We start from the raw sequence: 15684 nt of genomic DNA, 5'->3' as shown, positions 1-15684 counted from the left end.
ACCTGTCCCGACGGCCGACTTCCGCCCGGCGGGCCGTTCAGCCCTCATCGTCTAGTGGCCCAGGACGCCGCCCTTTCAAGGCGGTAGCACGGGTTCGAATCCCGTTGGGGGCACCCACATCGTCTGCGTCGTCCCGCAGACCATGCACGCGTAGGCAGTGCGACCGGTCCACCGGTGGCGCTGCCTTCTGTGTTTTCCGGACCCGAAAGAGGTGCCGCCCCGGACAGGGCCGCAGGTCACACGTGCGTGGCACCGTCCGGGGTCTGATACGCTGGTCCAGCGAGATCGGCCCGCCAGTGCGTGTCCGACCGGTCACCGAGAATCACCGACCGGCAGTCACACTCAGGCGATCCGCAGCTCGCACGGCGCGGCGGAATCCCGTTGGGAGCACGCACAAACGTGTGGGAGGATGTCTCTCGCGCAGAGCGCAAAGCAAGGTCCTGTGGAGCAGTTTGGAGTGCTCGCCACCCTGTCAAGGTGGAGGCCGCGGGTTCAAATCCCGTCAGGACCGCGCTGGCTGGGTAGCTCAGTTGGTACGAGCGATCGCCTGAAAAGCGATAGGTCGCCGGTTCGACCCCGGCCCCAGCCACAGCCCCTGCAAAGGGAGGAACGCCCGTCTCGAGGTTCTCGAGGCGGGCGTTTCGCTGTGCCCGGAGTCCGAGCCGCCGTGCCCGCGCGGGCATCGCCGGACGAGCCCACGAACGCCGGCCGGGCCGGCGACCGGCGACCGACCACAACGCCGCCGGGCGAGAGCCGTCGGAACGCGACGCCGCCCCGCCTGTCCGCGCGGCCTCTTAATGCGTTCGCCCGCGGGCTGCGGCGGATGCGATGCTGGAACGCGTATGTCTACGCAGCCCCCCTCCCCCGCATTCGGCGAGCTCGGCGCACGACTGGCCGAGCTCACCCTGCGCGACGCGCACCGCCTCGGCCGTCGCCTGGACGGCGCACGCCGCATCCGCAAGCCCGAGGCCCGCTCCGCCGTGCTGACGGAGATCGGGGCGGAGATCGACAAGGCCGCCCTGAAGGTCGAGTCGCGGCGCACCGCCATACCCGCGATCGACTACCCCGAGCAGCTGCCGGTCAGCCAGAAGAAGAACGAGATCCTCGAGGCGATCCGCGACCACCAGGTCGTGATCGTCGCGGGCGAGACCGGCTCCGGCAAGACCACCCAGATCCCCAAGATCTGCCTGGAACTGGGCCGTGGCGTCCGCGGTCTGATCGGCCACACCCAGCCCCGCCGGATCGCGGCCCGCACGGTCGCCGAGCGGGTGGCGGAGGAACTGCGCACCCCGCTGGGCGAGGCGGTCGGCTGGAAGGTCCGCTTCACCGACCAGGTCGGCGACAGAACGCTGGTCAAGCTGATGACGGACGGCATCATGCTGGCCGAGATCCAGACCGACCGCGAGCTGCAGCAGTACGACACGATCATCATCGACGAGGCCCACGAGCGCAGCCTCAACATCGACTTCATCCTGGGCTACCTCGCCCAGCTGCTGCCCCGCCGCCCCGACCTCAAGGTCGTCATCACCTCCGCGACCATCGACCCGGAGCGCTTCTCCCGCCACTTCGGCGACGCGCCGATCGTCGAAGTCAGCGGACGTACGTATCCGGTCGAGGTGCGGTACCGCCCGCTGCTGGCGGAGGACGCGTCCGACGACGACCGCGACCAGATCACCGCGATCTGCGACGCGGTCGACGAGCTCCAGGCCGAGGGCCCCGGCGACATCCTGGTCTTCCTCTCCGGCGAGCGGGAGATCCGCGACACCGCCGACGCCCTCAACAAGCGGCAGTTGCGCTTCACCGAGGTGCTGCCGCTCTACGCGCGGCTCTCCTCCGCCGAGCAGCACAGGGTCTTCCAGCGCGGCGCGGGCCGCCGCATCGTGCTGGCCACCAACGTCGCCGAGACCTCGCTCACCGTCCCGGGCATCCGGTACGTGATCGACACGGGCTTCGCCCGCATCTCCCGTTACAGCCACCGCACCAAGGTGCAGCGGCTGCCCATCGAACCGATCAGCCAGGCCAGCGCCAACCAGCGCAAGGGCCGCTGCGGCCGCCTCGCGGACGGCGTGTGCATCCGGCTGTACTCCGAGGACGACTTCCTGTCCCGGCCGGAGTTCACCGACGCCGAGATCCTCCGCACCAACCTGGCCTCCGTCATCCTGCAGATGACCGCCGCCGGCCTCGGCGACGTCGCCCGCTTCCCCTTCATCGACCCGCCGGACGCCCGGAACATCAAGGACGGCGTCCAGCTGCTCCAGGAGCTGGGCGCGCTGGACGGGCAGAAGCTCACCCAGACCGGCCGCAAGCTCTCCCAGCTGCCGGTGGACCCGCGGCTGGCCCGCATGGTGCTGGAGGCGGAGCGCAACGGCGTGGTGCGCGAGGTCATGGTGATCGCGGCGGCGCTGTCGATCCAGGATCCGCGCGAGCGCCCCCAGGACAAGCAGCAGCAGGCCGACGAGAAGCACCGCCGCTTCGCCGACGAGACCAGCGACTTCATGGCGCTGCTCAATCTGTGGCGCTACATCCGCGAGCAGCAGAAGGCGCTGTCCTCCTCGGCCTTCCGCCGGATGTGCCGCACCGAGTACCTCAACTACCTGCGCATCCGCGAGTGGCAGGACATCTACAGCCAGCTGCGCACGGTCGCCAAGACGATGGGCATCCAGCTGGCCGAGGGCGACCACGAGGTCAACCTCCAGCACGTGCACCAGTCGCTGCTGGCCGGCCTGCTGTCGCACCTCGGACTGAAGGACACCGACAGCAAGAACGAGTATCTGGGCGCCCGCAGCGCCAAGTTCGCGGTCTTCCCCGGCTCCTCGCTCTTCAAGAAGCCGCCGCGGTGGATCATGTCGGCGGAGCTGGTGGAGACCTCGCGGCTGTGGGCGCGGGTCAACGCCCGCATCGAACCCGAGTGGATCGAGCCCCTCGCCCAGCATCTGGTGAAACGGTCCTACAGCGAGCCGCACTGGGAGAAGGACCAGGCCGCGGTCATGGCCTTCGAGAAGGTGACGCTGTACGGCGTGCCGATCGTCGCCGACCGCAAGGTCAACTACGGGAAGATCGACCCGGAGACGAGTCGCGAGCTGTTCATCCGCAACGCGCTCGTCGAGGGCGACTGGCGCACCCACCACCAGTTCTTCCTCGACAACCGCAAGCTGCTGGCCGAGGTCGAGGAGCTGGAGCACCGGGCGCGGCGCCGCGACATCCTCGTCGACGACGAGACGCTCTTCGACTTCTACGACCGCCTGGTCCCCGAACACGTGGTCTCGGGAGCGCACTTCGACTCGTGGTGGAAGCACAGGCGCCGCGAGGAGCCGGAGCTGCTCAACTTCGAGCACTCCATGCTGATCAACGAGAACGCCGAGGCCGTCACCAAGGACGACTACCCCGACTCCTGGCGCCAGGGGAAGCTCAAGTTCCGTGTGACGTACCAGTTCGAGCCGGGCGCGGACGCGGACGGCGTGACCGTCCACATCCCGCTGCAGGTGCTCAACCAGGTCACGCCGGACGGCTTCGACTGGCAGATCCCGGGCCTGCGCGAGGAGGTCGTCACCGAGCTGATCCGCTCACTGCCCAAGGCGATCCGCCGCCACTACGTGCCGGCGCCGAACTACGCGAAGGCCTTCCTGGACCGCGTCGTCCCCGTGCAGGACCCCCTTCCGGAGACCCTCGCGCGGGAGCTGCAGCGGATGGTGGGCGTGCCCGTCACCGCCGAGGACTTCGACCTCGCCAGGGTCCCGGACCATCTGAAGATCACCTTCCGGGTGACCGACGAGCGCCGCCGCAAGCTGGCCGAGGACAAGGACCTCGACGCGCTCAAGCTGCAGCTGCGGCCGAAGACCAAGGCCGCCATCAGCAAGGCCTTCGACGCCGCGGGCTCCATCGGCATCGAGCGCCGTACGGGGCTGACGCAGTGGACGGTGGGCGCCCTGCCGCGCACCTTCGAGACCCGGCGGTCCGGGCAGCCGGTCAAGGCGTACCCGGCGCTGGTCGACGAGGGCGAGACCGTGGGCGTGCAGCTCTTCGACACCGAGGCCGAACAGGCCGCGGCGATGTGGCGCGGCACCCGCCGGCTGATCCTGCTGAACGTGCCCACGAACCCGGCGAAGTTCGCCGCGGACCGGCTGTCCAACCAGGACAAGCTCGCCCTGTCGCGCAGCCCGCACGGCTCGGTGGCCGCCCTGTTCGACGACTGCGTCACCGCGGCCGCCGACCGGCTGATGGCCGAGCACGGCGGCCCGGCCTGGGACGAGGAGTCCTTCCGGAAGCTGTACGACTCGGTGCGCGCCGACCTCGTCGAGCTGACCGTCAGGACGGTCGCCCAGGTGCGCCAGGTGCTGGCCGCCTGGCAGGCCTGTGAGCGTCGTCTGAAGGCCACCCAGAGCCTCGCCCTGGTCGCCAACCTCACGGACGTCAAGGAGCAGCTGGCGGCCCTCGTGGGGCCCGGTTTCGTGACCGCCGCGGGCGTGCGCCGGCTGCCGGACCTGCTCCGCTACCTGGTGGCGGTCGACCGCCGGCTCCAGCAGATGCCCACGGGCGTCCAGCGCGACACCACGCGCATGGAGAAGGTCCGGGAGATCCAGTCCGAGTACGCCGAGTTGCTGGCCGCCCGGCCGGCCGGGCGGCCGGTCCCCGAGCGGGTGCGTGACATCCGCTGGATGATCGAGGAACTGCGGGTCAGCTATTTCGCGCACGCCCTCGGGACGGCGTTCCCCGTCTCGGACAAACGCATCTTCAAGGCCCTCGACGAAGCCTGGGGCTGATCGGGTTCGCAATCACCCTCTGACCTGCTGTACAGTCTTCCTCGCGGCCAAGGAACAACGGCCGCGAAGCAAGGTCCTGTGGAGCAGTTTGGAGTGCTCGCCACCCTGTCAAGGTGGAGGCCGCGGGTTCAAATCCCGTCAGGACCGCAGTAGATGAAGGCCCGTATCCCGTGAGGGATGCGGGCCTTTTCGCTGCGTACGGGACACCTCCGGCGCACGGCGGAGGCGCAGACCGGAGGGTGGGCCCCCGGCAGGACGAGCGCCGGCGGAAGCGTCCCGCGGGCGGCGACGCGGCCGGAACCGGGAGGGGGTGCCTCCGGCCGGAGGCAGGAGGCGGAGGAAGCGGGTCCCCTGGTTCGGAACGTTCCCGCGTGGTACGCCTGGCACATGACGGCGACGCCGAGGGATCCGGGCCCGACGCCCCGGGACGTGACGCGGGCGCTGCTGCGCGCGCATCTGGCGGCCGCCGCGGGGGGCGGGCGACGGCACCTCACCCGGCACTGCCCGGTGTGTCACCGGCTGATGCGGCTGGCACTGCGGCGACCGGAGGCGCCTCTAGCGCACGAGGCGAGCACGCAACAAGACCCGGGCATGTGACGGGAGTCACGCGAAGAGTTTTGACTCTGGGGGAACCTGGGGTCTCCTGTGGGACCGTCAATTTAATATGTGCAATTGCACACCACACACGGGGCCCAGCCCTCACAAGACGGACACATCGCGCGCACAAAAAAGATCGCACCGGAGCCGGCGGACTCCGGTGCGATCAACGTTCCTACGGACGTCCCTGATGGGGGCAGGGACCCTTCGGAGCGGGCGTTGCGGCGGGTTGGGGGCCCCGCGTGGACGCCCGTTTGTTCAGGTCAGGCCTCGCTGCGCTGCTGCGGAATGCCCGCAAGCAGTGCACGGACCTCCGCCTCGCGGTAGCGGCGGTGCCCGCCGAGCGTGCGGATGGACGTGAGCTTGCCAGCCTTGGCCCAGCGCGTGACCGTCTTCGGGTCCACGCGGAACATCGTGGCAACCTCAGCGGGGGTCAGCAGCGGCTCGGCATCAGGGGTGCGAGCGGTCATGAGCGGCCTCCTCGAGAGAACCGAACCAACACGGTTCTTTCCTCTAAATTCTGCACCTTGACCCGCGTTGCCCGAAATGGCGGACGCGGGCCGAGTCGGTAATAGGACGAACGGCTTGTCCTTGGCACTACAACTACACCATCTGTCCAGCCGTGTCGGCCAAACCGATGGATTTGCCCTCCGAGGTGTCTAAGCTCGACGGAAGCCGATGGACCGGGCTATAACGGACAGTCACACCTGAGTGACGATCAGTCACAGCCGAACCACGAGCCACAGCCCCACCTCAAGGGATGCAATCCCGGACATTCCACCCAGAGCGAGTGGAAAGAGGTCCTTACGGACCCGATGTCCCATATTGTCATGGGCTGTGGGGATGAGGGCAAGACCCCTAAACGTGCTTTAGGTCACGCTTAGGCCAAAGGTACCGGTCGCCGGACTCAGGACCAAAGTCCCTGCCCCCGGCGCCGGATGGCCGGCGGACCCTCAACTCGCGTACTGCAGCTCGCGAACGGCCCGCCACCGGTCGGTGAGCCGCTCGTAGGCCTCGCCCGCCCTGGTGCCGTCCCCCTCCCGGAGCGCCGCCAACGCGTCCGCCACGTCGACGGCGGAACGGTCCCCGGCGAGGGAGTCCTGCGGGATGGCGTGGACGAGCCCGCCGTAGTCGAGTTCGACCAGCGAGCGCGGGTGGAACTCCTCGAGCCAACGCCCTACATCTACCAGGCCGTCGATCAGGGGTCCCTCTTCGAGTGAATCCTTGAGCACCCGCAGGGCGCGGGCCGTCCGCCGGCGGGCCTGGACCATGGGGGTCCGGTAGCGCATCACCGGCTGCTTGGACTCACCGGCGCCCGCCGGTTCGTACTCCCGCTCGGAGTCCTCGAACAGCACGAACCAGCGCACCGGGACGTGCCACGTCGCGCCGCGGATCCAGGGCCGGGCGTCGGCGTTCTCGGGCTTCTCGGCCCGCCACGTCTCGAAGTCGGCCTCCGCCTGCTCGCGTACGGCCCTGGGCAGCACCGCGTCGACCACGGGGGCCGGGAACTCGTCGGCCAGTTCGGACAGGGCCAGCCAGCCGCGCAGCCGGGTGCGCCAGGGGCAGACGTGCGTCACGCCGTCCACGACCGCGACGAAGGCGTCCCCGCTCTCGCGCACCGGTACGGCGATCGGCGGGACGGAGAGCAGACCGGCCAGCGACTGCCTCAGTTCGTCCTGTGCGGTCCGTTCCGGGCCCTGGGCGGCATACCGGTACCAGTAGCCGCGATCGGGCTCCGGAAAGGCCGCCAGCGGCTCGTACACCCGCAGATACGCCGCGTACGGGACCAGCACCGATGACAAGCCCACACCCGCTCCCTCGTGACGGCTTCCGCCCTGGCATCGTCCCACGTCGTTTCCGGCACGGGGAGTGATCCACGACACTGGGAACATGCTCTGGGTCGGGTGGCTCTACTCTTCTGCCAACCGGCCCTCCCCCACCCACCCGGAGGGCGACCTCTGGACATTCGGGAGTCACCACAGTGACCGACGTACGTCAGACACCCGGCATCGTCTCCACGCTGTTCCGATCGGAACAGGGCGGTCACGAGCAGGTCGTCTTGTGCCAGGACCGCGCCAGTGGCCTCAAGGCCGTCATCGCGATCCACTCCACCGCCCTGGGCCCGGCCCTCGGCGGCACCCGCTTCCACGCGTACTCCTCCGACGAAGCGGCGGTCGAGGACGCGCTCAACCTCGCCCGCGGCATGTCGTACAAGAACGCGCTCGCCGGGCTCGACCTCGGCGGCGGCAAGGCCGTCATCATCGGCGACCCGGACAGGGACAAGTCCGAGGAGCTGCTGCTCGCCTACGGGCGCTTCGTGGCCTCGCTCGGCGGCCGCTACGTCACGGCCTGCGACGTCGGCACCTACGTCGCCGACATGGACGTGGTCTCCCGCACGGCCCCGCGGTGGACCACCGGCCGCTCGCCCGAGAACGGCGGCGCCGGCGACTCCTCCGTGCTGACCGCCTGGGGCGTCTTCCAGGGCATGCGCGCCTCCGCCCAGGCCAAGTGGGGCGACCCCACGCTGCGCGGCCGCAGGGTCGGCGTGGCCGGGGTCGGCAAGGTCGGCCACCACCTGGTGGAGCATCTGCTCAAGGACGGCGCCGAGGTCGTGATCACCGATGTTCGCGGCGAGGCCGTCGACCGGATCACCTCCCGTCACCCGCAGGTAACCGCGGTCTCCGACGCTGACGTCCTGATCCGGACCCCGCTGGACGTGTACGCCCCCTGCGCGCTCGGCGGCGCCCTCAACGACGACTCGGTGCCGGCCCTGACCGCCACGATCGTCTGCGGCGCGGCCAACAACCAGCTCGCCCACCCGGGCGTCGAGAAGGACCTGGCCGATCGCGGCATCCTGTACGCGCCCGACTACGTGGTGAACGCGGGCGGCGTGATCCAGGTCGCCGACGAGCTGCACGGCTTCGACTTCGAGCGGGCCCGCGCGAAGGCGACGAAGATCTTCGACACCACACTCGCCATCTTCGAGCGCGCGTCGGCCGACGGCATTCCGCCGGCCGCCGCCGCCGACCGGCTGGCCGAGCAGCGCATGGCCGAGCGCACCCCGGCGGAGAGCTGGCTGCGCCCGTGACCTGCCGGGCGCCGCGGTAGTCCCCCGCGGACCCGTCGACACGCCCCCCGTCCGCGTCGGACGGGGGGCGTGTCTTCCGTCACAAAGCGGACGCGCGCGGGCCGTCCGCGACGTACGGTGTGCGCGTCCTCCACAACTTCCCGGCGGCTCCCGGCGGGCAGCCGCGTCGAGGACTGCAGGCTGGACATTCGACCGTTACCACGCCCCGGCAGCCAGACCGTGGCGGAAGAAGGTAAAATCGCGACTGACCAGCCAGGACGGGGCCGCGGCGAGCCCCTGCTCCGACGCGCGTCGTGCGGGCGACGTACCGTGCGGCCTCGGAAGCAGGTACCGTTGAAGCCCTACGGACCGGGACTCTCACCCGAGGGCCCGTTCCACATCGTGAACGCGTGTCAAGACTCGGGGCCGTCGAGCCCCACCGTTGAGGGGGTCGAGCCAATGGGGCGCGGCCGGGCCAAGGCCAAGCAGACGAAGGTCGCCCGCCAGCTGAAGTACAACAGCGGCGGTACGGACCTGTCACGTCTGGCCGAAGAGCTGGGCGCATCGTCGACACTGCCGGTCAATCCGGAGGTACAGGAAGACGACGATGACGACGAGCTGGAAGACGACCCGTACGCACGGTACGCGGATCTCTACGGCGACGACGAGGACGACGACGAGGACGACGAGTCCCAGTCCCCCTCACAACGCCGTCGCGCTTGACGCAACACATTCCGTTCCAGCTTGACCACTGACCCGGTCCGGGCATCGCCCGGACCGGGCTTTGTGCTGTCCCACTCCGGTCAGCCCGCGTACGCGCCGGTCAACTCGACGGCCTCGGCGTGCCCGCCGCGCTCCACGACCTCGCCCGCCACCCAGGCGTCCAGGCCCCGGTCGGCCAGCGTGGTGAGCGCCGCGTCCACCGAGCCCTCGGGCACCACGGCGACCATGCCGACACCCATGTTGAGGGTCTTCTCCAGCTCCAGCCGCTCCACCCCGCCGAGCTCGCCGACCGTGGTGAACACCGCGCCCGGGGTCCACGTCGAGCGGTCCACGGTGACGTGCAGGTGGTCCGGCACGACCCGGGCCAGGTTGCTGGCCAGACCGCCGCCGGTGACGTGCGAGAAGCCGTGCACCTCGGTGGTGCGGGTGAGCGCCAGGCAGTCCAGCGAGTAGATCCGGGTCGGCTCCAGCAGCTCCTCGCCGAGGGTGCGGCCGAACTCCGGGACCTCGCGGTCGAGCGCCCAGCCGGCCCGGTCGAAGAGCACGTGCCGGACGAGCGAGTACCCGTTGGAGTGAAGACCGGAGGACGCCATGGCGATCACCACGTCACCCTTACGGATGCGATCCGCACCCAGCAGCCGGTCGGCCTCCACCACGCCCGTACCGGCGCCGGCGACGTCGAACTCGTCCTCGCCGAGCAGCCCCGGGTGCTCGGCCGTCTCGCCGCCGACCAGGGCGCAGCCCGCGAGCACACAGCCCTCGGCGATGCCCTTGACGATGGCGGCGACCCGGTCCGGGAAGACCTTGCCGACGCAGATGTAGTCGGTCATGAAGAGCGGCTCGGCGCCGCACACGACCAGGTCGTCGACGACCATGCCGACGAGGTCGTGGCCGATGGTGTCGTAGACGCCCATGCGGCGGGCGATGTCGACCTTGGTGCCCACGCCGTCGGTGGCGGAGGCCAGCAGGGGCCGCTCGTACCGCTTGAGCGCGGAGGCGTCGAAGAGGCCGGCGAAGCCGCCGAGACCGCCCACGACCTCGGGGCGGGTGGCCTTCTTCACCCATTCCTTCATCAGCTCGACCGCGCGGTCGCCCGCCTCGATGTCGACTCCCGCCGCGGCGTAGCTGGCACCGGTGTTCTCGGACATGGCTGTGTTGTGTCCTTGCGTCGAATGCTTACGGGCGACGGAGCGCGTCGGCCGCGTCGGGGCCGCCGGCCAGCTCGGTCTCCAGCAGCTGCTTGCCCAGCAACTCCGGGTCCGGCAGCGCCATCGGGTACTCGCCGTCGAAGCACGCACGGCAGAGGTTCGGCTTGGCGATCGTGGTCGCCTCGACCATCGCGTCGATGGAGATGTAGGCGAGCGAGTCCGCGCCCAGCGACTTGCCGATCTCCTCGACCGTCATGCCGTTGGCGATCAGCTCGGCGCGGGTGGCGAAGTCGATGCCGAAGAAGCACGGCCACTTCACCGGCGGCGAGGAGATCCGGATGTGGACCTCGGCGGCGCCCGCCTCGCGGAGCATCCGGACCAGCGCGCGCTGGGTGTTGCCGCGGACGATCGAGTCGTCCACGACCACCAGGCGCTTGCCCCGGATGACCTCCTTGAGCGGGTTGAGCTTCAGGCGGATGCCGAGCTGCCGGATGGTCTGCGAGGGCTGGATGAAGGTCCGGCCCACGTACGAGTTCTTCACCAGGCCCGAGCCGTACGGGATGCCGCTCGCCTCGGCGTAGCCGACCGCGGCCGGGGTGCCGGACTCCGGGGTCGGTATCACCAGATCGGCCTCGACCGGGGCCTCCTTGGCCAGCCGGCGGCCCATCTCGACCCGGGAGAGGTAGACGTTGCGGCCCGCGATGTCGGTGTCGGGGCGGGCGAGGTAGACGTACTCGAAGACGCAGCCCTTGGGCTTGGCCTCGGCGAAGCGGGAGGCGCGCAGCCCGTTCTCGTCGATGGCGATCAGCTCGCCGGGCTCGATCTCGCGGACGAAGCTGGCGCCGACGATGTCGAGGGCGGCGGTCTCGGAGGCCACCACCCAGCCGCGCTCGGTACGGCCGAGGACCAGCGGGCGGATGCCCTGCGGGTCGCGGGCCGCGTAGAGCGTGTGCTCGTCCATGAAGACCAGGCTGAAGGCGCCCTGGACCTGGGGCAGCACCTGGCGCGCGGCCTCCTCGACCGAGAGCGGCTTGCCGTCCTCGTCCGCCTGGCCGGCGAGCAGCGCCGTCACCAGGTCGGTGTCGTTGGTCGCGGCGACCTTGGTGGCCCGGCCGTTGCCCTGGGGCAGCGCGGCGACCATCTCGGCCAGTTCCGCGGTGTTGACCAGGTTGCCGTTGTGGCCGAGGGCGATGGAGCCGCTGGCCGTGGCGCGGAAGGTGGGCTGGGCGTTCTCCCAGACCGAGGCACCGGTGGTCGAGTAACGGGCATGCCCGACCGCGATGTGGCCCTGCAGGGAACCCAGGGAGGTCTCGTCGAAGACCTGGGACACCAGTCCCATGTCCTTGAAGACCAGGATTTGGGAGCCGTTGCTCACTGCGATGCCCGCGGACTCCTGTCCGCGGTGTTGCAGGGCGTACAGCCCGAAGTAGGTGAGTTTGGCGACCTCTTCGCCGGGGGCCCAGACACCGAAGACGCCGCAAGCGTCCTGGGGGCCCTTCTCGCCGGGGAGCAGGTCGTGGTTGAGTCGTCCGTCACCACGTGGCACGGCACCGAGTCTAGGGCAGGTTCCGGTGTCGTCCGAACGAGGGAACCCGACAAAAGCGCGTTCTATGCGCGTAAACCCATGGGGCGCCTGGGCATGTGACCTTGGTCTAGGGGGATCTAGGGGCGCATTCCGGGGTCGCGGGCCATGGCCGTCAGCTCGGCCGCGGCCCGTGTCGCGGCGGACGGGCGGCGCAGCTTCCGCTCCCACCACGGGAGGACCACGACGCCCAGCGAGAGGTCCTCCTGCCCCGCGACGCGGCGCACGATCAGCTCCCCGTGCAGGGTGCGGACGACACGGGTCACGTCGGCCCAGGGGACGTGCCGGGTCCGCAGACAGCCACGGACCCGCAGGCCGGTGGCGTCGGCGGTGATCCGCCAGGTGACCGGGGACAGCACCACCGACGCGAACCACCAGGCGCCGAGGACCCACCCCACGCACTGCCACCAGCCCTCGTCGAAGGGCGGGTCGGACGCCAGCACGGCCGCCTCGCCCAGGAGCGCCGCGGCGGCGGCCACGCGCCCGGCCGTACCGCCCCGCCACCGCAGCGGGCCCGCGCCGGGCTTCATGGCCGCGGCCGCCTCGGCGACCCGGGCCTCCGCCTCGCGGCGGTGCTCGGCCTGCCTCCGCCCTTCGGCGTCGGGTCCCGGCTCCGCCGCCGGCTCCGTCCACCGCCGCACGGGCGAGTCGGCCGTCCCGACCACGACGTCCCCGGAGGCCGTGGCGCCCACCAGCACGAGTTCCACCGCCCCCTCGGCCGGCAGGCCGAAGAGCACGCACTCGCCGCGGGCCCACGCCCCGGCCCCGACCGCGTGGTACGCCAGGACCGGCGGAGCGTCCGCGCCGTCCACCGGCCGGATGACGGTACGACCGTCCGCGCGGTCCGCCAGCACTCTGAGCACGGGAACGGGGCCACGCCGCACCGCACGGGCCCGGAGCGCGGCCACCGCCCCCGACAACAGCAGGGTGACACCGGCGCCGCCCGCCGTGAGCGCCAGCAGCCGCGGCCCCGTGCGGTCCTCGTACGGCTCGGCGGCGAACCGCCGCCATCCGCCGTCGACCAGGACGGGCACCGGGGCACCGATCTCGTGCTCCTCCGGGAGCGTCACCCCGACGCGGTGCCGCGTACCGTCGCCGAAGCGGGCGACGACGTGGTCCTCGGCGCCGTTGGCGACGACCACCGCCTCGACGCGGACGGCCGCGGCCGCGTGCGCCCGGTCCGCCCGCTCCCCGGACACCGCGACGCCCGCGGCCACCGCCGCGACCACCAGGCCCGCCAGACCGAGGGCGATCCGGACCACGCCCCGCCGCACCGGCGCCGCCTGCTCCGGTACCGGGAGCAGAACCCCTCCCGCGGCCTCCAGGGCCAGCGCGCGCTGCTCGCGGCGCACCCGCGACCGCACGAAAGCCGCGGCCCAGCCCCAGCACAGCGCGGCCACCACCGCGGCGTCCGCCACCCGCCCGGCCGCGCCGTCGGCCCGGAAGCCGGGATCGGTCATCCAGAGCAGCAGCAGGGGCGCCGAGACCAGCGCCACCTCGGGCAGCGCGAACAGCCACAGCGCGTGGACGAAGAAGCCGGCCGCGCCCACCGCGTACCACCAGTCCGGCCCGCAGGGTGCCGCCACCGTGCACCGGTCGTCCCACCCGAAGGGGGCGAGCATCACGATCGCCGCCACCACGAGCACCGAGGCGCACCACAGCGGGCGCGCCCAGCCCGGCAGGCGGACGGCGGCCCAGCGGCGTGCGTCGGCGGAGAGCCAGGGGCGGGCCGGTACGGCCGCGGGGGAGGTCGTCGAGGTCACCGGCGCATTATGCGGACGGCCGCGCCGCCTCAGCCGAGCAGGGGCAGATACGGGGACAGGTCGGCGCGCTCGCCGCTCGCGGAGACCGCCGCGGCGGCGAGGGCGTCCGCCCACGCCGTACGGCCGGTGGCGAGGCGGATCCAGGTCAGCGGGTCCGTCTCGACGACGTTGGGCGGCGTGCCCCGGGTGTGGCGGGGGCCGGGCACGCACTGGACGGCCGCGTACGGCGGCACACGGACCTCGACGGAGTTGCCCGGTACGGCGACGGCCAGGGTGTCGGCCAGGAGCCGCACGACGGCGGCGACGGCCTGGCGCTCCAGTGTGACGGGGACCCCGGTCGCCACGGCGAGGTCGTCGCTGTGGACGACCAGCTCGACGAGCCGGGTCACCAGGAAGTCCGCGGACCGCATCGCACCGGGCGTGATCGCCACCAGGCGCCCGGGCGCCACCGCCTCGTCCAGCACCCCGGCGAGCCCGCGGGCGGCCTCCTCCAGGCGGACGGCGGCGTCGGCGGTCTCCGCGGCGGCCTGGCGGGTGTCGGCGTCCGGCGGGCCGGCGATGCGCGCCGTGGAGCCCGCCCACGCGGTGAGGTCGAGGTCCGCCCTGGCCGGGGCCGGTGCGGCCACCGCCTGGGCGACGGCCTCCACCTGACGGGCGATGTGCGCCACCAGCGCGTGCACGTCCCACCCCGGCAGCCCGGAGGGCGCGGCCAGCTGAGCCGCGGTCAGCCCGATGGCGACCCGCAGGACATGGTCCACCTGCGCGGTGAGCGCGGCGCGCGTCCTGGCGGGGTCATAGGTGCGGGCTCGGCGGGCGGTGGGCGGCATGCCCCGCAGCCTACGCGCCGGGCCCGGCCCGCACCCCGACCCGTGCGGTCAGGCCTGACGCGGCCGCTCGAAGGTGAGCAGCAGCCCCTGCACGGCGCCCGGGCCGATGCGGCCCTTGACGTCGGCCGAGGTGATCGCCTTCAGCTGCCAGCCGTCCTCGGCGTGCTTGTTGAGCGTCTTCTCCAGCTTGTCGTCGTCGATGGCGTCGCCTATCAGCGACTCGCGGAAGCTGACGACCTTGTACTCGTGCATCGTTGACACCCCTTGTCGTACCGGTGGTTGCGGGACGCACAGTAGTACCGGCGGTCGCGGCCCCCGCTACGCGGGGCGGACCGGCCCGGCCGCCCGGTCGACGAGCGGGCCGTCGTCGGTGTCGGCGGACAGGAGCACCAGCTCGGCGCCCTCGTACGGCGTACCGAACAGCAGGGAGTTGCGCAGAACACCGTCACGGGGCCCCTCGGGCAGCTCGGGCTCGGGGTCGGTGGGACAGGAGAACAGCGGCCTGCGGCCCGCGTGGTCGTCGGCCGCGTACACCCACGTCCGGGCGTCCTCGTCCGCACGGGTCAGTACGCGCAGCACCGGCCGCCCGCCGCGCCGCAGGGCGGCCGCCCGTCCCCGGGCCAGGACGCCCACGGCCAGCAGCGTGCCGCCGACCGGTGCCAGCAGGCGGGTCTGCGGCGGGATCGCGGCGGCGCACAGCAGCAGCCCGAGCGCGATCGGGACCAGGCCCCGGCGCAGCGGCGGGAGGGGACCGGGAAGCGGCAGCCGCACACCGAGGGCGGCGTTGGCGGCGAGCAGCCGCTGCCGGCGGCGGACCCCCAGGCGGTGGCGGGCGCCGCCCCAGCACAGCAGCAGGGCGGCGACACCGGGGACCGAGATCTCCGGTTCCATCCGCCACATCAGGAGCACCGCGAACACCGGCCCCGATATGAGGGTGAGTTCCGGGAGGCCGAAAAGCCAGTAGATCTGGGCGGCGGCCAGACCGTAGTGCACCGTCCCGAGGGCTCCCGGGACGACGGCCGCGGCGACGGCTACGGCCGCCGTCAGCGCCAGGGCGCCCCAGAGCGGGTGTGCCCACCCGGCGGGGCGGCACGCCGCCCAGCGCATGGCGTCACGGTCGCGCCAGCGGGGCAGTTCAGCGGGGGTATCGCGCTCGCTCACGCCAGGAGTATGAGGCCATCCCCCGTGGTGTCCGCCAGGGCCCCCGCAAAGCGCCC

Annotated in this window: 11 protein-coding genes, 4 tRNA genes and 1 pseudogene; 8 read left to right on the top strand and 8 right to left on the bottom strand. The window is 71.8% G+C overall.

From position 1 onward, the window contains the following. Positions 1 to 40 precede the first annotated feature (40 nt). The 6 genes and pseudogenes from AB0F62_RS00325 to AB0F62_RS00300 all read left to right on the top strand — a co-directional run. A tRNA-Glu gene (locus AB0F62_RS00325) sits at positions 41 to 113 on the top strand. Between the two features lie 323 nt (positions 114 to 436). Further along, positions 437 to 511: transfer RNA gene (locus tag AB0F62_RS00320), tRNA-Asp, on the top strand. Positions 512 to 515: 4 nt separating this feature from the next. Next, positions 516 to 589, top strand: a tRNA-Phe gene (locus AB0F62_RS00315). 253 nt (positions 590 to 842) lie between these two features. Further along, a complete protein-coding gene (gene hrpA / locus AB0F62_RS00310; RefSeq protein ID WP_361790130.1) occupies positions 843 to 4760 on the top strand; it encodes an ATP-dependent RNA helicase HrpA in 3918 nt (1305 codons plus the stop codon). A gap of 72 nt (positions 4761 to 4832) precedes the next feature. Then, a tRNA-Asp gene (locus tag AB0F62_RS00305) sits at positions 4833 to 4907 on the top strand. Positions 4908 to 5147: 240 nt separating this feature from the next. Then, positions 5148 to 5321: pseudogene (locus AB0F62_RS00300) on the top strand (DUF6274 family protein); the annotation flags it as partial. 299 nt (positions 5322 to 5620) lie between these two features. Here AB0F62_RS00300 and bldC read toward each other — a convergent pair. Next, a complete protein-coding gene (gene bldC, locus AB0F62_RS00295) occupies positions 5621 to 5827 on the bottom strand; it encodes a developmental transcriptional regulator BldC (protein WP_003949541.1) in 207 nt (68 codons plus the stop codon). Between the two features lie 483 nt (positions 5828 to 6310). Beyond that, positions 6311 to 7165 carry a hypothetical protein gene (locus AB0F62_RS00290; RefSeq protein WP_361790127.1) on the bottom strand — a complete coding sequence of 285 codons (855 nt, stop codon included), beginning with the start codon at positions 7163 to 7165 and terminating at the stop codon, positions 6311 to 6313. Positions 7166 to 7338: 173 nt separating this feature from the next. Between AB0F62_RS00290 and AB0F62_RS00285 the strand changes: the two genes are divergently transcribed. Together AB0F62_RS00285 and AB0F62_RS00280 are read left to right on the top strand one after the other, a co-directional pair. After that, a complete protein-coding gene (locus tag AB0F62_RS00285) occupies positions 7339 to 8445 on the top strand; it encodes a Glu/Leu/Phe/Val dehydrogenase dimerization domain-containing protein (RefSeq protein WP_361790124.1) in 1107 nt (368 codons plus the stop codon). Between the two features lie 438 nt (positions 8446 to 8883). Next, on the top strand, positions 8884 to 9147 hold the full coding sequence (locus AB0F62_RS00280) for a DUF3073 domain-containing protein (protein ID WP_361790122.1): 264 nt from the start codon (positions 8884 to 8886) through the stop codon (positions 9145 to 9147). An 80-nt stretch (positions 9148 to 9227) separates the two neighbouring features. Here AB0F62_RS00280 and purM read toward each other — a convergent pair whose 3' ends face one another. The 6 genes from purM to AB0F62_RS00250 all read right to left on the bottom strand — a co-directional run bounded on the left by purM (position 9228) and on the right by AB0F62_RS00250 (position 15628). Next, positions 9228 to 10295, bottom strand: a complete 1068-nt coding sequence (gene purM / locus AB0F62_RS00275) for a phosphoribosylformylglycinamidine cyclo-ligase (protein ID WP_361790119.1) — start codon at positions 10293 to 10295, stop codon at positions 9228 to 9230. Between the two features lie 28 nt (positions 10296 to 10323). Next, complete coding sequence (gene purF / locus AB0F62_RS00270) at positions 10324 to 11841, bottom strand: amidophosphoribosyltransferase (RefSeq protein ID WP_361790116.1); 1518 nt, start codon at positions 11839 to 11841, stop codon at positions 10324 to 10326. A gap of 116 nt (positions 11842 to 11957) precedes the next feature. Continuing rightward, positions 11958 to 13640 (bottom strand): PH domain-containing protein, encoded by a 1683-nt coding sequence (locus tag AB0F62_RS00265; RefSeq protein ID WP_361790113.1) that lies wholly within the window; start codon positions 13638 to 13640, stop codon positions 11958 to 11960. 29 nt (positions 13641 to 13669) lie between these two features. Then, positions 13670 to 14467 (bottom strand): sterol carrier family protein, encoded by a 798-nt coding sequence (locus tag AB0F62_RS00260; RefSeq protein ID WP_361790110.1) that lies wholly within the window; start codon positions 14465 to 14467, stop codon positions 13670 to 13672. 48 nt (positions 14468 to 14515) lie between these two features. Then, complete coding sequence (locus AB0F62_RS00255) at positions 14516 to 14719, bottom strand: DUF4177 domain-containing protein (protein ID WP_018558397.1); 204 nt, start codon at positions 14717 to 14719, stop codon at positions 14516 to 14518. A gap of 66 nt (positions 14720 to 14785) precedes the next feature. After that, complete coding sequence (locus AB0F62_RS00250; RefSeq protein ID WP_361790107.1) at positions 14786 to 15628, bottom strand: hypothetical protein; 843 nt, start codon at positions 15626 to 15628, stop codon at positions 14786 to 14788. Positions 15629 to 15684: the final 56 nt, after the last annotated feature.

The organism is Streptomyces sp. NPDC026673, assembly GCF_040638135.1.
Classification (GTDB): Bacteria; Actinomycetota; Actinomycetes; order Streptomycetales; family Streptomycetaceae; genus Actinacidiphila.
This window is presented reverse-complemented; position numbering and strand designations above follow the sequence as displayed.